At 63.3% G+C, this 20,271-nt stretch carries 19 protein-coding genes and 1 pseudogene; 13 read left to right on the top strand and 7 right to left on the bottom strand.

Annotation, left to right across the window (positions count from 1 at the left end; all coding sequences use genetic code 11):
• The first annotated feature begins 30 nt into the window (after positions 1-30).
• The 3 genes from ABIB78_RS29095 to ABIB78_RS29085 are packed head-to-tail and all read left to right on the top strand — an operon-like array spanning position 31 to position 3,701.
• Complete coding sequence (locus tag ABIB78_RS29095) at positions 31-315, top strand: circadian clock KaiB family protein (RefSeq protein WP_429030708.1); 285 nt, start codon at positions 31-33, stop codon at positions 313-315.
• A complete protein-coding gene (kaiC, locus tag ABIB78_RS29090; RefSeq protein WP_429030706.1) occupies positions 312-1,778 on the top strand; it encodes a circadian clock protein KaiC in 1,467 nt (488 codons plus the stop codon). Before ABIB78_RS29095 ends, kaiC begins: the two co-directional genes overlap by 4 nt.
• Before the next feature lie 30 nt (positions 1,779-1,808).
• On the top strand, positions 1,809-3,701 hold the full coding sequence (locus ABIB78_RS29085; protein ID WP_429030705.1) for a response regulator: 1,893 nt from the start codon (positions 1,809-1,811) through the stop codon (positions 3,699-3,701).
• A gap of 200 nt (positions 3,702-3,901) precedes the next feature.
• On the opposite strand, the gene ABIB78_RS29080 is transcribed toward ABIB78_RS29085, so the two are convergent.
• The 4 genes from ABIB78_RS29080 to ABIB78_RS29065 form a co-directional block, all read right to left on the bottom strand.
• Positions 3,902-4,453, bottom strand: coding sequence for a GrpB family protein (locus ABIB78_RS29080; protein WP_429030703.1), 552 nt, complete (start codon positions 4,451-4,453; stop codon positions 3,902-3,904).
• Between the two features lie 56 nt (positions 4,454-4,509).
• Positions 4,510-5,106, bottom strand: a complete 597-nt coding sequence (locus ABIB78_RS29075; RefSeq protein WP_429030701.1) for a DUF2889 domain-containing protein — start codon at positions 5,104-5,106, stop codon at positions 4,510-4,512.
• A 223-nt stretch (positions 5,107-5,329) separates the two neighbouring features.
• Positions 5,330-6,886: an acyl-CoA synthetase gene (locus ABIB78_RS29070; RefSeq protein ID WP_429030699.1), complete on the bottom strand. Its 1,557-nt coding sequence runs from the start codon at positions 6,884-6,886 to the stop codon at positions 5,330-5,332.
• Positions 6,816-7,631, bottom strand: coding sequence for a TetR/AcrR family transcriptional regulator (locus tag ABIB78_RS29065; RefSeq protein ID WP_429030924.1), 816 nt, complete (start codon positions 7,629-7,631; stop codon positions 6,816-6,818). The genes ABIB78_RS29070 and ABIB78_RS29065 overlap by 71 nt, the downstream gene beginning before the upstream one ends.
• Positions 7,632-7,726: 95 nt before the next feature.
• Here ABIB78_RS29065 and ABIB78_RS29060 point away from each other — a divergent pair, with 95 nt between their 5' ends.
• The 7 genes and pseudogenes from ABIB78_RS29060 to ABIB78_RS29030 all read left to right on the top strand — a co-directional run bounded on the left by ABIB78_RS29060 (position 7,727) and on the right by ABIB78_RS29030 (position 15,265).
• Positions 7,727-8,911, top strand: a complete 1,185-nt coding sequence (locus ABIB78_RS29060; protein ID WP_429030696.1) for a lipid-transfer protein — start codon at positions 7,727-7,729, stop codon at positions 8,909-8,911.
• Between the two features lie 7 nt (positions 8,912-8,918).
• Positions 8,919-9,374, top strand: a complete 456-nt coding sequence (locus ABIB78_RS29055) for a MaoC family dehydratase N-terminal domain-containing protein (protein ID WP_429030693.1) — start codon at positions 8,919-8,921, stop codon at positions 9,372-9,374.
• On the top strand, positions 9,371-9,778 hold the full coding sequence (locus tag ABIB78_RS29050) for a MaoC family dehydratase (protein ID WP_429030690.1): 408 nt from the start codon (positions 9,371-9,373) through the stop codon (positions 9,776-9,778). The genes ABIB78_RS29055 and ABIB78_RS29050 overlap by 4 nt, the downstream gene beginning before the upstream one ends.
• Before the next feature lie 219 nt (positions 9,779-9,997).
• Positions 9,998-10,797 (top strand): annotated as a pseudogene (locus ABIB78_RS29045) (SDR family NAD(P)-dependent oxidoreductase).
• A gap of 12 nt (positions 10,798-10,809) precedes the next feature.
• Positions 10,810-11,955 (top strand): acyl-CoA dehydrogenase family protein, encoded by a 1,146-nt coding sequence (locus ABIB78_RS29040; RefSeq protein WP_429030687.1) that lies wholly within the window; start codon positions 10,810-10,812, stop codon positions 11,953-11,955.
• Between the two features lie 377 nt (positions 11,956-12,332).
• Positions 12,333-13,994, top strand: coding sequence for a thiamine pyrophosphate-binding protein (locus ABIB78_RS29035; protein WP_429030684.1), 1,662 nt, complete (start codon positions 12,333-12,335; stop codon positions 13,992-13,994).
• Positions 13,994-15,265, top strand: a complete 1,272-nt coding sequence (locus ABIB78_RS29030) for an NAD(P)/FAD-dependent oxidoreductase (protein ID WP_429030682.1) — start codon at positions 13,994-13,996, stop codon at positions 15,263-15,265. Before ABIB78_RS29035 ends, ABIB78_RS29030 begins: the two co-directional genes overlap by 1 nt.
• Positions 15,266-15,278: 13 nt before the next feature.
• On the opposite strand, the gene ABIB78_RS29025 is transcribed toward ABIB78_RS29030, so the two are convergent.
• Both ABIB78_RS29025 and ABIB78_RS29020 read right to left on the bottom strand, forming a co-directional pair.
• A complete protein-coding gene (locus tag ABIB78_RS29025; RefSeq protein WP_429030679.1) occupies positions 15,279-15,512 on the bottom strand; it encodes a hypothetical protein in 234 nt (77 codons plus the stop codon).
• A gap of 448 nt (positions 15,513-15,960) precedes the next feature.
• Positions 15,961-16,203, bottom strand: a complete 243-nt coding sequence (locus tag ABIB78_RS29020; RefSeq protein WP_429030676.1) for a hypothetical protein — start codon at positions 16,201-16,203, stop codon at positions 15,961-15,963.
• A gap of 426 nt (positions 16,204-16,629) precedes the next feature.
• Between ABIB78_RS29020 and ABIB78_RS29015 the strand changes: the two genes are divergently transcribed.
• The 3 genes from ABIB78_RS29015 to ABIB78_RS29005 all read left to right on the top strand — a co-directional run bounded on the left by ABIB78_RS29015 (position 16,630) and on the right by ABIB78_RS29005 (position 19,623).
• Positions 16,630-17,322 (top strand): Crp/Fnr family transcriptional regulator, encoded by a 693-nt coding sequence (locus ABIB78_RS29015; protein WP_429030673.1) that lies wholly within the window; start codon positions 16,630-16,632, stop codon positions 17,320-17,322.
• A 331-nt stretch (positions 17,323-17,653) separates the two neighbouring features.
• Positions 17,654-17,905: a hypothetical protein gene (locus ABIB78_RS29010; protein WP_429030670.1), complete on the top strand. Its 252-nt coding sequence runs from the start codon at positions 17,654-17,656 to the stop codon at positions 17,903-17,905.
• Between the two features lie 1,505 nt (positions 17,906-19,410).
• On the top strand, positions 19,411-19,623 hold the full coding sequence (locus ABIB78_RS29005; protein ID WP_429030667.1) for a hypothetical protein: 213 nt from the start codon (positions 19,411-19,413) through the stop codon (positions 19,621-19,623).
• Between the two features lie 74 nt (positions 19,624-19,697).
• On the opposite strand, the gene ABIB78_RS29000 is transcribed toward ABIB78_RS29005, so the two are convergent.
• Positions 19,698-19,886 (bottom strand): hypothetical protein, encoded by a 189-nt coding sequence (locus tag ABIB78_RS29000; protein ID WP_429030664.1) that lies wholly within the window; start codon positions 19,884-19,886, stop codon positions 19,698-19,700.
• Positions 19,887-20,271: the final 385 nt, after the last annotated feature.

Below are 20,271 nucleotides of genomic sequence, written 5' to 3'. Positions count from 1 at the left end.
CCAACGGTCAGTCGAGAAGGCAATGTCTCCGTGGCCGCACGCTTGCTTCGATTGTATATCGCGGGAAATTCGGCCAGTTCGCGCCGAGCCCAGCAGAATCTTGAACGTTTGCGGGCGTCCCTCGGTGCACATGGATGGGACGTCGAGGTCATCGACGTGTTGGATCGGCCAGACCTCGCCGAAGGCGCGCGTATCATCGCGACGCCGACCCTGTCCTACGAAGATACGGCCCGCACGCGACGCATCGTCGGCGACCTTGGCGACACGATGCGGGTTCTGGAATTTCTCGGGATCGACCGAAAGGACGAGGCATGAGCGCTGAGGAAGCAGAGATCACCGGCGTGTTGGAGCGCGTCAAGACTGGGGTCGAAGCCTTCGACGAGCTGGTGATGGGAGGGTTGCCGCGGGCTCGCTCCACCGTGGTCGGCGGTACGCCCGGGAGCGGTAAGACCGTATTTGCCACCCAGTTTCTCGCTCACGGCATTACCCAGTTCGATGAGAACGGCGTGTTGGTGACGTTCGAGGAGCCGCCCGCCGACATCCAGGCCAATATGAGCGGTTTCGGCTGGGATCTGGCAAAATGGAATAGGGAAGGCCGGCTCGCTTTCGTCGATGCGAGTCCGCCACCGAATGATGAGCTTGTGATCGGCGACTTCGATCTCGCGGGATTGTTGTCGCGTATCCAACACGCGGCCAAGAGCGTCAACGCCCAGCGGGTCGTCCTGGATTCGCTCACTCAACTGTTCGATCATTTCATCGGCGATCCCAAGATATTGCGCCGCGAGCTGTTTCACATTAGCACGGCGCTGAAAAAGTCGGGGCTGACCGTACTGATGACGGCGGAGCGAAATAGCGAATATGGCGAGATCACCCGCCATCGACTTGAAGAGTTCGTTGCCGACAACGTCGTCATCCTGCGCAACGTGCTCTATCGCGAAAAGCGCCGCCGCACGATCGAGGTTCTTAAAATGCGCGGCAGCCACCACGTCGAGGGCGAAGCGCCGTTCACGCTACTGGGCGGACGGGGCGTGGTGGCGATCCCGCTATCGTCGTTACGCCTTGAGCAGCACTCGAGCACCGTGCGCGTGACGAGCGGCAATGCCGAGATCGACGAGATGTGCGGCGGTGGATTCTTCCGCGACAGCGTGACGCTTGTCAGCGGGGCGACGGGCACGGGCAAGACGCTCCTGGTGACCAATTTCCTTTCCGGCGGGGTGAAAGCCGGAGAAAAAGTCATCATGTTCGGTTACGAGGAAAGTCGCGGCCAGCTGTTCCGCAACGCCAGCGGCTGGGGCGCAGATTTCGCAGGCATGGAAGCCGACGGTAGGCTGAAGGTCGTCAGTCTGTACCCTGAGGCCCAGGGTTTGCCCGATCACCTGCTTACGATCCAGGGGATGGTCGATGAGTTCAAGCCGAACCGGATCGCGGTCGACAGCTTGTCCGCGCTGGAGCGCATCGCCCCTGAAACCGGCTTTCGCGAGTTCCTGATCAGCTTGACGTCTTTCATTAAGAAGCGGGAGATCGCGGGTCTCTGCACCGCAACAAGCAAGTCCCTGATCGGTGGCGAGAGCGCGAGCGAGCAGCACATCTCTACCATGACCGACTCGATCATCCTGCTGCGATACATCCAGGAGCAGGAAGTCATGCACCGCGGCTTGATGGTGCTGAAGATGCGCGGCAGCGAACACGCCAAGGAAATCAGACGCTTTTCCATCGACGGTTCGGGCATGCACCTTGGCGAACCGTTCAAGGAGGCGCCGAACGTATTCAGAGCGTGATATCCACCGCGAACGGTAGTTGGAATATGCATGATGGATACTCGGATCGGTTCCAAAATCGCGCAGTCGGACATTCAATTCCTCATCGAGAAGAACGCCGACGGCATCATCGTCGTTGATGAAGCCGGATTTGTGCTGTTCGCCAATCCGGCGGCGGAACGCCTGTTCGGGCAGCCTTCTTCCGCGCTGATCGGATCGCCGATCGGCTTGCCGATCGTGGTGGGCGAGATGAGCGAGATTGCGATCCATCAGCCTGGGGGCGCGCTGGTGGATGCCGAAATCCGCACCGTAGAAACCAGCTGGGAGGGCCTTCCGGCGCGCCTCGCGAGCGTACGCGACGTGTCGGAACGCCGCGCAATGGAAGACCGCATGCGTCACGCTGCCAAGATGGAGGCGGTTGGGCGCCTTACCGCCGGCATCGCGCACGACTTCAACAATTTGCTAGCCGTGGTTCTGGGCAATCTGGAAAGCGCGAGGCGCCGCGTCGGCAGCGAAGGCGGCGCACTCGTAACCATGCTCGACAACGCCACACGCGGCGCCCAGCAAGCGGTGCTCCTGACCAGTAAATTACTTGCTTTCGCGAGGCGCAAGCCCCTTGAGTTTCGTCGAGTGGACCTTTCCGAATTGATCGCTGGCATGTCGGACTTGCTGCAGCGTACCTTGGGCGAGGGCATTGCGATACGAACAGACATACCGCCTCAGCTATGCGCAGTCGAGGTCGATCCAACTGAATTGGAGTCGGCGATCCTCAACCTGGCCGTCAACGCGCGTGATGCGATGCCGGATGGTGGCGAACTCGCGATTACGGCGGACAATATCGATCTCGCGCGTGATGAGTCGGAGAATGGCGACCGCGAGGCCGGACCTCACGTCAAGATCTCCGTCGCCGACACTGGCACGGGGATGACACCAGAGGTCCAGAACCGTGTGTTCGAACCATTTTTTACCACAAAGGCCGACGGAAGGGGGACCGGCCTCGGCCTCAGCCAAGTTTATGGCTTCGTCAAACAGAGCGGCGGATATCTCAGGCTTGGCAGTGAGCTCAACGTCGGGACCAGGATAGACATCTATCTTCCCAAGGCCGTCATGCGTCCAGATCAGGCATCGTCTCACGCCGAAGCCAGCTCGGAGTTCAGGGCAATCCCGCGGGCGCGCGGTGGAGAAACGATCCTTGCTGTCGAAGACGACGAGGATGTGCGCGCTACCACCGTGGGTAGCCTTCGTGAACTCGGGTACAGGGTACTTGAGGCGGCAGATGCGAGTGCCGCGCTGAGTTTGCTGAAAAGTGATCCGCAAATCGAACTATTGTTCACTGACCTTGGCCTGCCTGGTCAAATCAATGGCAAGACGTTGGCGGATCAGGCGCGGGCGCAGCATCCCGACTTGAAGATACTGATCACGACGGCCTATGCGGGTGACGTCCTCATTCGTGAAGGACGGCTCGATCCGGAAATCGAGTTGCTCAGCAAACCGTTTTCATTCGCCGAACTCGGAACTCGGATCCGTGGTTTGCTCGACGGTGGGCCTCCACCGCCCAGCCGCATCCTGTTGGTCGAGGACGAGTTTCTCTTGCAGCTTCTCGTCACAGACATGCTGGCGGAATCCGGGCTCGCAGTAGATGGCGCTGCGAGTTTCAAGGAGGCCGCTGCCAAGGCGCGCTCAGGCATCGAGGGCCTGGTAGGCGCTGTTGTTGATCTTGGCCTGCCTGACAGGCCAGGAGACGAGCTCGTTGCGGAGCTGCGCAGCCTGTATCCCGACCTGCCGGTCGTGCTTGCGACCGGGTATGTGGACGAGGACGTACGACAGCGCTTCTCGGTTGTGAAAGGAGTCCAATTGCTGACGAAGCCATTCTCTGTCGAAGATCTGACGGCAGCCCTCGGAAAAGCGGGCGTGAGACTTTGGCGCGCGAGCCTGAGCCGATGAGGGCAGGTCCGGCCGGAGTGGGCTGTTCTTCGACGGCAAGCGCGAAGCCCGCGCCCATGCCCAGGCCTATGACGCCGAGGCGCGCAAGCGGCTGCGGACGTTGAGCCTTGCGCTTAGCGGGCTGCGCGCTTCCTGACGCGGTGCACGGCCGGCGCGCCGCGTGCGCGAATCGCCACGAACGGATATCGAGGCCGGAGCCGCTATCGATCTCCGTCAGGTGCGCGCCATGCGCGCGCCTTTGCCGTTGTCTCCTCGACGAAAGCGCCCTTGCCGGCTCGATAGGCCTCGATGTTGTCTTTCGAGGAAGCGGCGAGGGCCCGCTTGATGTCGGCGTAGGCGCGGGCCGCCTCGGGGTGCGCGCGCAGATAATCGCGAAACACCAGGCGTGCGTCCCAACGGGGGTGTGACGGCTCCATCATATGCACATGGTGGGTCCACGGACCCGGAGCCCCCTTGCGGAAGAACAACTCGCCGGGAATCCACGACGCGTACTCCGGCAAATAAACATAGCCAAGTGCCTCAAGCGGGTTGATGCATCGTTGCTCGGCCTCCTCGAGGCTGGGCACGCCGACCAGCAGGTCGATGATGGGCTTCGACGGAAGGCCTGGAACGGCCGTGCTGCCGATATGCTCAATAGCCAATGCGAACGCGCCGAGAGCCTGCTCGATCCGCGTGCGCTCCTGCGCGAACAAGGCGAGCCAGTCCGGGTCATAGTCAGAGACAACAATCGATCCGGCGCCGTATTTCTCCACGTTCACCCCCTGATTGCTTCTCATAGAGTATCACGCGGGCAGCGGCCGGACATCACTCACGGACCCTGCTTCACCTCGACAGCCTTCTTGGCGAACTGCGGGAATGTTTCGGCGACGACAGGTCCATCCAGCCGCCACGAATAGCAGCCGCCGACGAAGAAGGGCGGCTCGGTGGCATCGCGCCGGTGATCGAGCGCGCCGCGGCCCTGCGGGTCCTTGCCCGCGGTCGCGGTCTGAAACAGCGTCGTCACCGCAGGACCCAGCAGCTCGGCGAGATGGGTGCAGGTCTCCAGCTTGCCGATCTTGCGCCTGATAATCTCGCGCCAGCCCTTGCCGATGCGTTCGCCGACCAGACGCTGCAGAATGCCTTCGACGTCGAGGCAGGACGGATAGGGCGTCGCGGCCATCGTGGTGCCGGTCTCGCGGATCGTAAAGCTGTCGTCGACCACGAGCCGCAGCCTTATGTCGTGCACGGGATCCTCGGGCTGCTGCAGGCCGCGATGCTTGTCGTGCCGTGCATAGGGTTTCGTGTCGACCAGCCGCGCTTCGACTTCCCAGAGCCCGTCGTCGCGGAGATAGCCGAGACATTCGACGGAGCGGCGGTGCATCAGGCGGCGGGGCTTGCCCTCGGCATTGGTATCAGGTGCGGACATCGGAACTCGCTGGATTGAATCTAAGCCGATCCAATCGGCCACGTATCCCGATGTCAACGTCTGCGGTCCACGCGGCGCCATGCATTTCGCGGGGCGGGTTAGCCGACCACGTCCGCCGTAGCTCAACGAGCGAAGGCGGAAGGCGTAACCCACCATTTTTCCCACGCGCGAGTTGGTGGGTTACGCTTCGCTAACCCGCCCTACGATTTCTGCGATATCGGCGTCAGCTCACAAGCCGCTCGCGGTTCTCCCAATACGGCCGGCGCAGCTCGCGCTTCAGGATCTTGCCGGCACCGGAGAGCGGCAGCGGGGTCGCCGTGATGTCGACGCTGCGCGGGCATTTGTAGCCGGCGATCAGCGTCTTGCAGTGCTCCATCAACTCCTCCGGCGTGGCGCCGGCGCCGCTCTTCATCACCACCACGGCATGAACCTGCTCGCCCCAGCGCTCGCTCGGGATGCCGATCACGGCGCATTGCGCCACCGCAGGGTGCTGGGCGAGGGCGTTCTCGACCTCGGCCGAATAGACGTTCTCGCCGCCGGAGATGATCATGTCCTTGACGCGGTCGACGACGTACACAAAACCGTCCTCGTCCATGTAGCCACCGTCGCCGGTGTGCATCCAGCCGTCGATCACGGCGCGCGCGGTTTCCTCCGGACGCTCCCAATAGCCCATCATCACCATATCGCCGCGCACCGCGATCTCGCCGACGGTGCCCGTCGGCACGACTTTGTCCTCCGCATCGACGATCTTGACCTCGGCGCCAAGCGTGGCGCGGCCGGCGCCGCGGTGCCGGCCCTTGGCGCGGCCGTCGCCGATATGCTCCTTCCAGTGCAGCAGCGTCGCGATCGGCGACAGCTCGGTCATGCCGTAGGCCTGGGTGAACTCGACATGCGGCAGCGCCTTCATGGCGCGCATCAGCACGGCATCGCTGATGACGGAGGCGCCGTAGGAGATCCGCTTCAGCGACGACAGGTCGTAATTGCCGAGCGTCGGGTGATCGACGAACATCTGGATCATGGTCGGCACCAGCAGCACGTCGGTGATGCGCTCCTTCTGCACGGCGGCCGCGACGCCGTCGGGCGTAAAGCCCTGGATCACGACGTTGGAGCCGCCCGACAGCAGCACCGAATACATCGCCGCGCCGTTGGCGAGGTGGAACATCGGCGCGGCGTGCAGGTAGATCGTGCTGCCCGGCCACAGGCCTTCGCCGAGCGCATTCAACGCATTGGCCATCAGATTGCCGTGGCTCAGCATCACGCCCTTGGAGCGGCCAGTGGTGCCGCCGGTGTAGAAGATGCCGGCGAGATCGTCGCGCGTGCGCATCGCATCCGGAATCGGTTCGCTGCGCGTGATCAGCGTCTCGTAGCTCTCCATGCCCGCGGGTGTCTCGCCTTCATCGGCGTAGACCAGCTTGAGGCCGGGGATGGCGCTTGCCAGCGTCACGCCGACCGGCGCAAACGCCTTGTCGACGAACAGGATCGTTGCGCGGCAGTCGCGCAGCGCGTCCTCGTTCTCCATCGGGCTCCAGCGGATGTTGAGCGGCACGATCACGGCGCCGGCCCAGCCGACCGCAAGATACAGCTCGAGATAGCGGTCGGAGTTCAGCGACAGGATCGCGACGCGGTCGCCATTCTCGGCGCCGAGGTTGCGGATCGCGGCGGCGAGGCGGGCGACGCGCCTGCCGACCTCGCGCCAGTTGCGCCGCCGCTCACCGCAGACGACCGCGAGCCCGTTTGGATTGACCTGCAGCGCGCGCCGCAGCCCATGTGTGATGTTCACTCCCGTCCTCCCTTGATGCGTTTCCCTTGCGAGGCGGTTTGTCCGCCTTCTCTGCAGCCGGAACGGCTGCTTGGCGCGTTGTTGTCTTGCGCGTTGATGCCATTTGCGTTGTTGTTTTGGCGATGCCTTCGGTGAGGCGGATCGCGAATTCCTCGGCGACGGCGCGTCCGGTCATCTCACCGCCGGGCTGGAACCAGTGTCCGATCCAGTTCAGCGAGCCCGCAATGGCGAACGCCGCGAGCTTCGGGTCGCACGGTTTCACCGAACCGTCCTCGATTCCATCAGCGACATAGTCGCGGAAGGCGCGGTCGATGCGCCGCTTTGCGGTCTGCACGATCTTGCGGTTGTGCTCGCTGAGATCGCGGATGTCGAAGCGGACCAGGCTCTTGCCGTAGTCCGCGGTCATCAGCTCCGCGTAGCGGACGGTCAGCTTGCGCAGCTTGTCGAGCCCGCTGCCGCCGCCGGCCGAGGTCTCGGCAATGCATTCATCGACCAGCTCATTGCCGATCGACCAGCACTCGAACAGGATTTCATCCTTGCCACGGAAGTAGTTGTAGAGCGCGGGTTTGGTGATGTTGAGCCGCTTGGCGACGTCGTTCAGCGTGGCCCGGTGATAGCCCTGCTCCAGGAACAGCTGCACGGCCGCACGCAGTACCGCCTCGCGCTTCTCGTCGCGGGCGCGGCGCCGGCTCTCGAACGGCAGCCAGGGCGACTCGTTGTTGGAAGAGGGGGAGCGGGCGTCCATCGCGTGGGCTGCTGTCGCATTGACTTGGGATGATCTCCCGTATATTACCCATGGGTAATAAATAGTCCAGTGGGTAGTTTTCGGGAGGACAAGCAATGACGTCACGCACCTTTGTTGCAGGGGTCGGCATGATCCCGTTCGTCAAGCCGGGCGCCAATGCGCCGTATCATGTGATGGGCGCGGAAGCCGCCAAGCTCGCGCTCGCCGACGCCGGGCTCGACTACGGCAAGGTGCAGCAGGCCTACGTCGGCTATGTCTATGGCGACTCCACCTGCGGGCAGCGCGCGCTCTATCCGGTCGGCATGACCGGGATCCCGATCGTCAACGTCAACAACAATTGCTCGACCGGCTCGACCGCGCTGTTCCTGGCGCGGCAGGCGATTGAATCGGGCGCCGCCGATTGCGTGATGGCGCTCGGCTTCGAGCAGATGAAGCCCGGCGCGCTCGGCGCTGTCTTCACCGACCGCCCCAGCGCGTTCGACGATTTCGACGCCGCGGCCGACAGACTGGTCGACGCGCCCGGCGTGCCGCTGGCACTGCGCTATTTCGGCGGCGCCGGCCTTAGCCATATGAAAAAATACGGCACGCCGCTCTCGGCTTTCGCCAAGGTGCGCGCCAAGGCGAGCCGCCATGCCAAGAACAATCCGCTGGCGCTGTTCCGCAAGGAGGTGACCGCCGACGACGTGATGAACGACCAGGTGATCTGGCCCGGCGTCATGACGCGGCTGATGGCGTGTCCGCCGACTTGCGGCGGCGCCGCCGCGATCCTGGTCTCGGAAAAATTCGCCGACCAGCACGGCCTCAACAAGAGCGTCCGTATCGCAGCGCAGGCGATGACGACCGATACGCCGTCGACCTTCGCGGCCTCCGACATGATGCAGGTGGTCGGCTACGACATGGCGCGCGATGCCGCCAACAAGGTCTATGAAGCCGCCGGCATCGGGCCAAAAGACCTCGACGTCGTCGAGCTGCACGATTGCTTCGCCCACAACGAGCTGATCACCTATGAGGGGCTCGGCCTGTGCGGGCAGGGCGAGGCCGCGAAATTCATCGACGAAGGCGACAACACCTATGGCGGCAGGATCGTCACCAACCCGTCCGGCGGCCTGCTGTCGAAGGGCCATCCGCTCGGCGCCACCGGCCTTGCGCAATGCTACGAGCTGACGCGGCAACTGCGCGGCACCGCCGCAGCGACCCAGGTCGAAGGCGCACGGATCGGGCTACAGCACAATCTCGGGCTCGGCGGCGCCTGCGTCGTGACGCTCTACGAACGCGCCTGAGGCTGCCATGGTCGATCAATCCGCTGTCGGGCGTATGTTTGCGCCGGTGACCGCGCGCGTCGAGCCGGGGCGCCTGCGCTTCTTCCTCGACACGCTCGGTGAGACCAACTCCGTCTATCGCGACGAGGCGGCCGCGCAGGCGGCGGGCTTCACGGCGGCGCCGGTGCCGCCGACCTATCTATTCTGCCTGGAGATGATGGACGCAACGGTGCCGTTCGAGTTCCTCACTGCGCTCGGCATCGATCTCGCTCGCGTGCTGCATGGCGAGCAGCGCTTCGACTATCACGCGCCCGTCGTGGTCGGTGATAGCCTGACCTTCCGGCCGCGCGTCACCAGCGTGACCGACAAGAAGGGCGGGGCAATGACGCTGATCGTGGTCGAGACCGCGGTCACCAACCAGGCCGGCGTCCACGTCGCCGATACCTCGCGCACCATCGTGGTGCGCAATGCGAGGCCGTCATGAGCGCTGGTGTTCCGTCGGTCGGCGACATCATCGTCCACAAGGAGTTTCCGCCGATCACCCGCCATCGTCTCGCGCTGTATTGCGGCGCCTCCGGCGATCACAATCCGATCCATGTCGATATCGACTTCGCGAAAGCGGCCGGCTTCCCCGACGTGTTCGCGCACGGCATGCTGGTCATGGGCTATCTCGGCCAGGCGCTGACGGATGCGGTCGCGCCGTCGCGCATCCGCTCGTTCTCGACACGCTTTGCCGCGATCACCCAGCTCGGCGCCACGCTGACCTGCGAGGGTACGGTGACCGAGCTGATCGAGCAGGGCGGCGAGAAACGCGCAAAACTCGCGCTGACGACGAAGGATCAGAACGGGGAGGTGAAGCTCGCCGGGGAAGCGGTCATCGCGTTGTAGTGTGGCGCGGTCGGGCCGCGAAGAAAACTGCGCTCCCTCGCCCCGCTCTTGCGGGGAGAGGGTTGGGGTGAGGGGCTATCTCCGCATAGGCGGTACAGCGGGACTCGCGGAAGCTCCCCCTCACCCGGAACGCATCTGGCGATGCGTTGCGGCCTCTCCCCGCAAGCGGGGCGAGGCGGAGCCGAGCTCGCGGAGATAATGTTGCTCCAGGGAGAAACCATGTCGAAACTGCAAGGCAAAGTCGCGCTCGTTTCTGGCTCCGGCCGCGGCATCGGGCGCGCGATTGCGCTGAAGCTTGCCAGCGAGGGCGCGCGGGTCGTGGTCAACGATCTCGATGCCGAGCCGGGCAATGCCGTCGTCGCCGAGATCAAGGCTGGTGGCGGCGAGGCGATCGCGATCAATGGCAGCGTCACTGAGGCGGGCTTTGCCGATCGCTTTGTGAGAGCCGCCATCGAGCAGTTCGGCGGTCTCGACATTATCGTCAACAATGCCGGCTACACCTGGGACTCGACGATCCAGAAGATGTCGGACGAACAGTTCCAGGCGATGCTCGACGTCCACCTCGTCGCCCCGTTCCGCATCCTGCGCGCGGCATCGGAGCCGATCCGGGTGATGGCGAAGAAGGAGGCCGAGGCCGGCCGCGAGGTGTTCCGCAAGGTCGTCAACATCTCCTCGATCGCGGGCCTTTACGGCAATGCCGGTCAAGCGAGCTATTCCTCGGCCAAGGCATCGCTGATCGGGCTGACGCGTACGATGTGCAAGGAGTGGGGCCGCTACAAGGTCAACGTCAATTGCGTGGCGTTCGGCCTGATCAACAGCAGAAGACCATCGACGTCGCCGGGCGCGACATCAAGGTTGGCGTCCAGCCGCAGATGCTGGAGGCGATGGGCCGGATGATCCCGCTCGGCCGCGGCGGCACGCCGGAAGAGGCGGCGGACGCGGTTTATCTGTTCTGCGCGCCGGAATCGAACTACATCAGTGGCCAGGTGATCGTCGCCGGCGGCGGTCTTCTCATCTGACACGGGGATATCATGCACTACCGATCGTCCTGGATGACCGAGGAGCTGGACACCTTCCGCGACCAGTTCCGCAAATTCCTCGCCAAGGACCTGGCGCCGCACGCCGGGAAATGGCGCGAGCAGAAGCTGGTCGACCGCTCCGCGTGGCGCGCGCTCGGCGAGATGGGCGCGCTGCTGCCGAGCGTGCCGGAGGCCTATGGCGGCCTCGGCGCCACCTTCGCCTATGACGCCGCCGTGCTCGAGGACATCGAGAGCACGGTGCCGGAGGTCACGACCGGCGTTTCCGTGCACAGCGCGATCGTCGCGCATTACATTCTGAACTACGGCTCGGAGGAGCAGAAGCAGCGCTGGCTGCCGAAGATGGCGTCGGGCGAGCTGGTCGGCGCCATTGCGATGACCGAGCCCGGCACCGGCTCCGATCTGCAAGCCGTCAGGACCACGGCCAAGAAGCAGGGCAATTCCTACGTCATCAACGGCCAGAAGACCTTCATCACCAACGGCCAGGCCGCCGACCTCGTCGTCGTGGTGGCGCGCACCGGGGCTCCGGGCGCCAAGGGAATTTCATTGATTGTCGTCGAAACCGCAGGCGCCGAGGGCTACCGGCGCGGCCGCAACCTCGACAAGATCGGCCTGCACGCGTCAGACACGTCGGAGCTGTTCTTCGACGATGTCGTGGTGCCGCCGGAAAACCTGCTCGGCGGCGAGGAAGGCAGCGGCTTCGTGCAGCTGATGCAGCAACTGCCGCAGGAGCGGCTGTCGCTTGCGATCGGCGCCGTTGCCTCGATGGAGCGCGCGGTGAAGATCACCGCCGAATACACCAAGGAGCGCACCGCGTTCGGCAAGCCGCTGATCGAGTTCCAGAACACGGCCTTCACGCTCGCCGAGCGCAAGACCGAGGCGATGATCGCCCGCGTCTTCGTTGACTGGTGCGTCGAGCGCCTGGTCGCCGGCGACCTCGACACCGTGACGGCGTCGATGGCGAAATGGTGGTGCTCGCAGAAGCAGGTCGAGACCGCCGACGAATGCCTGCAGCTGCACGGCGGTTACGGCTACATGCAGGAATATCCGATCTCGCGGATGTTCATCGATGCCCGCATCCAGAAGATCTATGGCGGCACCAATGAGATCATGAAGCTATTGATCGCGCGCTCGCTGTAAGTGGCGTGGCACTATGTTTGGCGTCAGTACTGTTCGCGCTGACCTCTCGTCATCGTCATGGCCGGGCTTGTCCCGGCCATCCACGTCTTTCTTGACGTAGAGATGAAGACGTGGATGCCCGGGACAAGCCCGGGCATGACGAGTTGTGGGGCGGGCAGGAGCGCTACAACTGCTACGGACGTTGACCGGGCAGCAACCGCCCGCTCTGCGGAAATCGGCGGGCGTGGCGCGTTGCCCTTTCCCTGCCGCATGGCTCGATGTCGCCGCCGCATTGCGCGGCGACTTCGGCCTTGCGCGATATTCCCGTCTATCATACCCCCGTCGGACCATATTCCGCGCGAGCCGCGAGCGCGCGCCAATGCCCGCAGGGAGCCCTCATGACCAAAACCAATGCCCGCACCGGAGGCCAGATCCTGATCGACCAGCTGGTCGTGCAAGGGGTGGAGCGCGTCACCTGCGTGCCGGGCGAGAGCTATCTGGCGGCGCTCGATGCGCTGCATGACAGCCCGGTCGATGTCGTGATCTGCCGCGCCGAGGGTGGTGCTGCGATGATGGCGGAGGCCTATGGCAAGCTCACCGGGCGTCCCGGCATCTGCTTCGTGACCCGCGGCCCCGGCTCGACCAACGCCGCCCATGGCGTGCACATCGCGATGCAGGATTCCACCCCGATGATCCTGTTCGTCGGCCAGGTCGACACCGGCATGCGCGAGCGCGAGGCGTTCCAGGAGCTCGACTACAGGGCGGTGTTCGGCACCATGGCGAAATGGGCGGTCGAGATCGATCGTCCCGATCGTATTCCGGAGCTGGTTGCGCGCGCCTTCCGTGTCGCGCTGCAGGGCCGGCCCGGTCCGGTCGTGATCTCGCTGCCGGAGAACATGCTGACTGAAACTGCCGCGGTCGCCGACGCGCCGAAGGTCGAGCCTGCGGTGACCTGGCCGGCGCCGGCGGATCTCGACCGCCTCGGCACCATGCTCGCCGGCGCCAGGGCGCCGATCGTGGTGCTCGGCGGCTCGGCGTGGACCGCAGAGGCGGCCAAGGGCATCGCGCGCTTTGCCGAGCGCTTCGACCTGCCGGTCGCGACCTCGTTCCGCCGCGCCTCGCTGTTCGACGCCGACCACTCGCATTATGCCGGCGATCTCGGCATCGGCCCGAGCCCGAAGCTGAAGGACCGCGTCACCGGCGCCGACGTCATTCTCCTGATTGGCGGCCGCATGTCGGAGATGCCGTCGTCGTCGTACACGCTGCTCGACATTCCGGTGCCGAGCCAGAAGCTCATTCACGTGCATCCAGGCTCCGAAGAGCTCGGCCGTGTCTACCAGCCCGCGCTCGCGATCCAGGCGACGCCCACAGCCTTTGCCGCCGCGGTCGAGACCGTGAAGCCGGCAGCCGCGCCTGCCTGGAAGGGCGAGGCGGCCAAGGCCCACGCGGATTATCTCGCCTGGACCGACAAGCCGCGCGAGCTGCCGGGCCATTTCCAATACGGTGAGGTCGTCACCTGGCTGCGCGACCGCCTGCCGAAAGATGCGATCGTCTGCAACGGCGCCGGCAATTACGCCGGCTGGATTCATCGCCACCATCGCTTCCACGCCTTCGCCGCGCAGCTCGCGCCGACCTCGGGTTCGATGGGCTATGGCGTGCCGGCGGCGGTCATGGCCAAGCGGCAGCATCCGGATCGTGTCGTCGTCGCGTTCGCCGGCGACGGCTGCTTCCTGATGAACGGACAGGAGTTCGCCACCGCCGTGCAGTATGACGCGCCGCTGATCGTCGTCATCATCGACAACGCGCAATACGGTACCATCCGCATGCATCAGGAGCGCGATTATCCCGGCCGCGTCGTCGGCACCCAGCTCAAGAACCCGGACTTTGCGCTCTACGCCAAGGCGTTCGGCGGCCATGGCGAGCGGGTCGAGCGCACCGAGGATTTTGCGCCGGCGTTTGAGCGCGCGCTGGCCTCCGGTAAGCCCGCGATCCTGCACTGCCTGGTCGATCAGCGCGCGCTGTCGATCGGCAAGGATTTTGTGCCGCAGGCTTCCAACTGATGCCAGAGTCCGCCGGCCGTCACGTCGCGATCATCGGCGCCGGCGCGGTCGGCGTGATCAGCGCCATCGAGGCGCTCCGCGCGGGCCACAGAGTCACCCTGATCGATCCGGGCGAGCCCGGCGGCACCCAGGCCGCGAGCTACGGCAACGCCGGCTGGTTGTCGTCGCACTCGGTGATCCCGCCGGCGGAGCCTGGCACCTGGAAGAAGGTGCCGGGCTATCTGATGGACCCGCTCGGGCCGCTTTCGATCCGCTGGTCGTATCTCCCAAAGGCCTTGCCATGGCTGGTCAAGTATCTGCTGTCGAGCCGGACCGAGGCGCAGGTCGAGGCCACTGCGCGGGCGATGCGCGATCTGCTCAGGGACGCACCGCTGCTGCACCGGCAGCTCGCAGAGGAAGCCGGCGTGCCCAAGCTGATCGAACGGCGCGGGGTGATGCATGTGTTTCCCTCGCGCGCGCCGTTCGACCGCGATCTCGGCTGGCGTATCCGCAAGCGTATCGGCATCGAATGGCTGGAGCTCAATGAAGACGAGATGCGCCAGCGCGAGCCAGATCTGCATCCGCGCTACAAGTTCGGCGTCGTGGTCGAGGAGGCCGGCCGCTGCCGCGATCCCGGCGCCTACGTCGCAGCGCTCGCCACGCACGCGATCGCGAACGGCGCCGAGCGCGTCGCCGCCAAGGCGATAGGTCTCAAGCTTGCCGGCGACAGGCTCGTCGCCGTGGTCACCGAGAGCGGCGAGATCGCCTGCGATGCCGCGGTCGTTGCCGCCGGCGCGCGCTCGAAGCAGCTGACCGCATCGATCGGCGACCCGTTGCCGCTGGAAACCGAGCGCGGCTATCACGTCATGATCGAGGATCCGGAATCCGGACCGCGCAATTCGATGATGGCGTCGGATGCCAAGATGGTGGTCAACTGGACCGACAAGGGGCTGCGTGCCGCCGGCACGGTGGAGATCGCCGGGCTCGACGCCGAGCCGAACTGGAAGCGCGCCGAGATCCTGCGCGAGCATCTACTGAGCATGTTCCCGAAGCTGCCAAGGGATATTCCACCCTCGCGCATCAAGACCTGGTTCGGCCACCGCCCGAGCATGCCTGACGGGCGGCCCTGCATCGGCCATAGCCGCGCCTCGCGCGACGTGGTCTATGCGTTCGGCCATGGCCATGTCGGCCTGGTCGGCTCGGCCCGCACCGGCCGGCTGGTCGCGCAATTGCTCAGCGGCAAGGCGCCGGAAATTCCGCTCGCGCCGTTCGATCCCGCGCGCTTCCTGTAATTAGAAGAGGACCTCAGCTCTCGCTGGCCCAGGCCGTGATCGCAGCCGGTGCGATCACGCGTCGGGGCAGGTGCGGATTGATCGTTCCGGCGCTGACGTCTTCCGTCTGGTCGAGCAGGGTGCGTGCAAACGCCTTGGCGTCCAGCTCGGTCGTGAACGTGCGGGTCTGGCGCGCGAAGCGGTGATGTCCGGCGTCAGGGTTTCTCACGGCGAACGAGACGTACCAGATGGCCTTGTCCGCCTTCATCGCGCGTCCCTGGCGGCGGTGGTGCGGCGCGATCGGGACGTCGTGCCGGAGGCTGAATGTGCAAAAAGTGCCAAGGTAAAAGATCCTGAAGTGCAACAGATGCCGGCTAACTGGCTTCTCGACGGACGGGCAATGCTGAGGGATTGCCACGTATACCGAGACTGGCGGTATATAACCTCTCAACCAAAGGGTGAAGTGACAATGCGCCGCTGCTGCGTTGGTTCCTGCGATCCGAATGCTGCGGTCTTCCAGTGCCGTCGAGCGAGAGCGCGCCTTGCGGGCGGGCGACGCGACCGGCCTTTGGCGCATCAGGGCGTGCACTCATAGAGGCGCAGATGCCGGCCTTCTGTTGAATGAGGTATGCCAGCTTTGACCCAAAGCGGACATCGACCCGTGCTTGCCCGTCTGCTGGGTCGTCCACTAATTTCCCCAATTGAGTGAGAAACGCTTAATCGGCGACCTCTTTCTTCCTGACGGGCTGCGCAGAAGCAGTCAGATTCATCGCAGCGGCGTAACCGGCCTCAGTAAGCCTGCTCAAGGTGGTCTCACCACGATTGGCACATTCTATTATTTTGCCGGCGACGATCCGACGGGCCCGGTGCTTCTCGCCAATTGGAAGAAGTAAGCACGCGCGCTCAAGGGCCTCTTCCATATTAGCCATCGTTCGGCGATCGAAGGTATCAGTGATCATGTGATCCTCCCCTGCGACCTTATCCTTGCGACCTTTTTTACTTTGGCGGTCTAAGGCCGGGAGATCTCAACCACTCATTTATGTGCGCGGCCGCATCTATCTGGCGGACCTTCCGCAACAATTCGTCGCGTTGCTTTCCCGGCAGTAACCTTCGTGCCTGCGCCTGGAGCTTGAATGCTGCTTCAGCAAGCCGATCTTCAAATGAGTGTGGCTTTGAACGATTTCGCTTCATGACGCGGCAATTGGTACAGGTCGCTGATCTATTCTGAAATGCGCCGCCAATGCTGTCTGTCCGATACCTTACATAGCGAAATTAAAGCTGGCTTTGTGCACTGCAGCTCCTATCATGCTCGCATTATCGGGTATCCAGCATGGCAACCGATAGCTGAGAGTTCTTTGCGCTCCCGCCCGTCTCAGGAGCGCACAATGAAGAACCTTTTGCTCAGCCAGCTCAGCCAAGACGACTTCGACCGGCTTGAGCCCTATCTCAAGGTTACACCTTTCAAGCAGCATTCGATCTTGTTCGAGGCAGAACAAGAGATCAAGCACGTCTACTTTCCGACGACCGGGGTGGTATCTTTGGTCGTAACCCTCGAGACAGGGGAATTGGTCGAAGCTGCCATGGTTGGCTCGGACGGCGTCGTTGGAGCTTCGGCAGCGCTCGATGGACGCATTTCGCTCAGCCGCGGAATCGTCCAGCTGTCCGGTGACATCGTCGTTTGCAGCATCGACGGATTGAAGTCGGTTGCATTGCAAAGTCCCAAGCTCTTGTCCCTGCTCATTCGTCATGAGCAGACCGTCTATGCTCAGGCGCAACAGTCGGCGGCTTGTTTTGCGTCGCACCATGTGCAGGCGCGTCTTTGCCGATGGCTGCTGCGGGCGAGGGACCTGGCGGGCACCGACACCCTACATTTCACCCAGGAATATCTGGGGGAAATGCTCGGGGTCAGGCGAACCAGTGTGACTGTCGTCGCGCACACCCTGCAGTCTGCCGGTCTGATCAAATACACACGTGGAAAAATCCAGATCATCGACGCGGAAGCATTAAGAGACGGCGCGTGCGAATGCTACGAAACGATCAGGCGCCATTACGCGAGACTTTTGGGTCCTGTCGGCTGATGCCGTGTGCCCTGGTGGCTCAACGCGGCAGTTCGCGTAGCGGCGGCGCTGTGTTCGGGATTAGCGCAAAATCGGAAGCGCCCGCCGGCTCTCAAAATGGAGCGATTGACCCGAGACATCGGCAAAGCGAACTGGAAACCGCTGGTTCCGTGACAAGGAACATCTGTTTTCGCCGCTTATGTCAGGAACCGAACATATCGCAAGCGGTTGATCCGAATGACCTGCAGAACCGGACCTCAACCGGCATCCCAAAAAACCGACCGTTATTGATCGGGCTTGGAAAACGGGTCGCGTCAAGATCAAACAGCCAAAATAATGTCGGGAGGTTCTCATGCCTTCACGCAGCGAAAGGATACGCGCGTTCGAGCGGCTTCGGTTGGCAACGCCAATTTGTGATGATGCGAGCTTGATGAAATTGGAGGAAGATGTTGCCGAATATTTACGTGAAGCGAAGCGCCGTGATGCGTCGGGACCAGATGAACTAATCTCGTCGGTGTTAGATAGGGTCGCACGGAAATATTTCCGGCACATCCTCCTAAAACAAGCACGTGTGACGCGCCTTCGGCGTCGAATGCGCGACTAGGGCTGCCATGGAAGCCCGCTATATTCCGCCTCGCCGCTGGCGCGATAGGACACGGCGCCGTTATCCATGGCCCGCACTTGCCGCCGCTGTTGTGATTGTTGTTGCGCTGATCCTACTTGTTCTGATCTGTCGGTCTGCGTGACTAACAATGTTACGACCGCCGTCGTTGGGGTCTGCGAGATTATTCTGATCGAAGACGTGCAAGCGAAGGACCTCTCTCCCAAGCCGTCGGATAAATGAGGCGATCCATAATGACCTCCATGGACTAGGGAGCCTTGAGATCGATGCCACTGCGCATGAGCCCGCTGTCGTGACCGGAGGATCGGACGCTTAGTGCGGCAAAGGTTTCCCGCCCTCCGATGTCCAAGCCTCCGTTGGCTTCCAGTAGTGGACTTGCCCGCGCGAGCAGGGCCACTCGGCCGCGTGGCACAAGTGACCCCGCCTTGCCCGCGCTGGGTCGTCCAACCCGCAGACTAAGCGACGATCCCACCAACGCTGCGTTGCAGTTTCGCGACGCGAGTATTGCTGTCCACATTGCTTGAAGGGAATGCAAATTCCCGACCTGTTCCAATGGCGAAACACCGTATTTTACCGGAATCCTAAAGGTCTGTTGAAAACTCTAATCTTGCTCTTGCCGGGGCTAGTTTTTATCCCGAACAAATTTTTAGATTGAACCGGCAAGGGGCCGCGCGTGGAGCGGCCCCTTTCGATTCCAAATCAGTGGCCTGTTTCGTATCTGCGAGTGGCCCCGAACCCTTCGATCAGGAAAACAGAAAGACCCCGATCAGCAAACCTGCCGCAAATGCCCAAAGGCCCAGTGTGCACGCTGAGACAATGCGGCCGAGAATACGCAGGTCCTCCGGTGACCGTTCTCCGACAGCACCGTCCTGCGGGATGACCTCGTGGGATCGATCCGTCATTGCAGATGCTCCCCCTTCGCAGCAATTGCCGGGGCGGTCCTTTATGGCCGGGCGGCGTCCCTGCGACCGAGCCAGACATTGAGGCTAAACCCCGATTCAGGCCCCGTCGGTCCAGCATCCGACATTGCGCTGTTGGGTGGCTGGTCTTGATTTGGCGAGTGGCCTATTTCGGCCAGCACCGGACCGGCGGCGCTGTCCGTATTTAAGCCCCCGTGTCCTGATTCGGTTTTTGAGTGTCCAAATTCGATTGAGCGCCGTTACGCAAGACTTTTGGGTCCTGCCAACGGATGCCATGTGCCCTGGTGGCCCTTCCCAGACCTCGTGCAATGTCCGCTTCTGCACCGTTGTTGCGGGACAGTGGACGGATCCATCCGGTGTTATGGCGCGCGGGAAATGGAGCGGTCCCGGCCGGGCTTGGGGGCTGAAAACCGGGACCGCCCGGATTGAGCGCGCCCAGCGCGGAAGGCACCCAACCATTCTAACGGTTCGGATTCCACATTGGTTCCAGCGATAGCCGCGGGGGGGGAACGCGCCAAGTTCTATTACGTTTTCTTATCCGGGCAGGCCGGACATGGGAGCCACACCATGCAGCGCCGTCGCTTCAAAAACCTGTGGTTGTTACTCGACCGTCTCCGTCTTACCAACGAAGCCAGGCATCTTCGGGAGGAAGCGGAGAATCTGCCACCCGGTGAGGAGCGCGATATCCTCTTCAAGAGGGCTCGGCGAAAGACCCTGCAGGCGGAAGCCCTCCGCACAAACAAATGGCTGTCATCACAGGAGTTGCAGCCACCAAAGTAGCCTGACGCCTAACCCATCCGACTCTCTTGTGGCGTTTGCGTCATAATAATACCGGATATAGGCACGCGCCCTAGCTAGATGGTCTCGCCGTCCTTGCGCACCGCGGCAATGGTCTTCTCGACTTCCGCAGCGAGGGCCGCAAGATGCTCGGCGAGCTTGCTGAACAGTTCGCGCTTCTGCATGTCCGTGGTCAGGTCGCGGATCAGGGCGCACTCCGCAGCGTCGGTGCGAAGCTTCTCGAGATGCGTCAGCATGTCCTGCATTTCACCCCACTGCCGGTTCGGCAAACGGTAGGCGGCGTGAAACCCCGCGACAATAACGTGGGATAAGTTGTCGCCGGCCCTCGGCGGGGCAGGGCGCCCGCGTGCCGGTCGCGCCGGATCACACCCATGCTACGCACCGTCAATCAATTCGTTCCGATTTTCAGAATTTAACTTGACGCCAGACCCAACTCAGATGTTCAATACACCCGTCTCACCCGATCGAGGGGCGCTTCGCGATCGTCACGAACGCGGTGTGGGATGCGGTGGACGCCGATTGCGCAGTCGACGAATGCGCATGAAGCGGACGGTGAAGTCGTGTGGTCCCGACGCCCTAGTGGCAGGTGTCTCCCGCGAGATGCGAAGCATCTTCGCGAGACGGTGACAA

It is taken from the genome of Bradyrhizobium sp. I1.14.4, assembly GCF_050435825.1.
Classification (GTDB): Bacteria; Pseudomonadota; Alphaproteobacteria; order Rhizobiales; family Xanthobacteraceae; genus Bradyrhizobium.
The sequence above is the reverse complement of the archived record's forward strand: the minus strand, read 5'-3'. Positions and strand labels throughout refer to the sequence as shown.

Bases quoted from the DNA above. Each gene is read 5' to 3' on its own strand.
- kaiC (WP_429030706.1), top strand. From the start codon at position 312: ATGAGCGCTGAGGAAGCAGAGATCACCGGCGTGTTGGAGCGCGTCAAG.
- ABIB78_RS29085 (WP_429030705.1), top strand. From the start codon at position 1,809: ATGATGGATACTCGGATCGGTTCCAAAATCGCGCAGTCGGACATTCAA.
- ABIB78_RS29075 (WP_429030701.1), bottom strand. From the start codon at position 5,106: ATGTCCGCACCTGATACCAATGCCGAGGGCAAGCCCCGCCGCCTGATG.
- ABIB78_RS29065 (WP_429030924.1), bottom strand. From the start codon at position 7,631: ATGGACGCCCGCTCCCCCTCTTCCAACAACGAGTCGCCCTGGCTGCCG.
- ABIB78_RS29060 (WP_429030696.1), top strand. From the start codon at position 7,727: ATGACGTCACGCACCTTTGTTGCAGGGGTCGGCATGATCCCGTTCGTC.
- ABIB78_RS29055 (WP_429030693.1), top strand. From the start codon at position 8,919: ATGGTCGATCAATCCGCTGTCGGGCGTATGTTTGCGCCGGTGACCGCG.
- ABIB78_RS29050 (WP_429030690.1), top strand. From the start codon at position 9,371: ATGAGCGCTGGTGTTCCGTCGGTCGGCGACATCATCGTCCACAAGGAG.
- ABIB78_RS29040 (WP_429030687.1), top strand. From the start codon at position 10,810: ATGCACTACCGATCGTCCTGGATGACCGAGGAGCTGGACACCTTCCGC.
- ABIB78_RS29035 (WP_429030684.1), top strand. From the start codon at position 12,333: ATGACCAAAACCAATGCCCGCACCGGAGGCCAGATCCTGATCGACCAG.
- ABIB78_RS29030 (WP_429030682.1), top strand. From the start codon at position 13,994: ATGCCAGAGTCCGCCGGCCGTCACGTCGCGATCATCGGCGCCGGCGCG.
- ABIB78_RS29025 (WP_429030679.1), bottom strand. From the start codon at position 15,512: ATGAAGGCGGACAAGGCCATCTGGTACGTCTCGTTCGCCGTGAGAAAC.
- ABIB78_RS29020 (WP_429030676.1), bottom strand. From the start codon at position 16,203: ATGATCACTGATACCTTCGATCGCCGAACGATGGCTAATATGGAAGAG.
- ABIB78_RS29015 (WP_429030673.1), top strand. From the start codon at position 16,630: ATGAAGAACCTTTTGCTCAGCCAGCTCAGCCAAGACGACTTCGACCGG.
- ABIB78_RS29010 (WP_429030670.1), top strand. From the start codon at position 17,654: ATGCCTTCACGCAGCGAAAGGATACGCGCGTTCGAGCGGCTTCGGTTG.
- ABIB78_RS29005 (WP_429030667.1), top strand. From the start codon at position 19,411: ATGCAGCGCCGTCGCTTCAAAAACCTGTGGTTGTTACTCGACCGTCTC.
- ABIB78_RS29000 (WP_429030664.1), bottom strand. From the start codon at position 19,886: ATGCAGGACATGCTGACGCATCTCGAGAAGCTTCGCACCGACGCTGCG.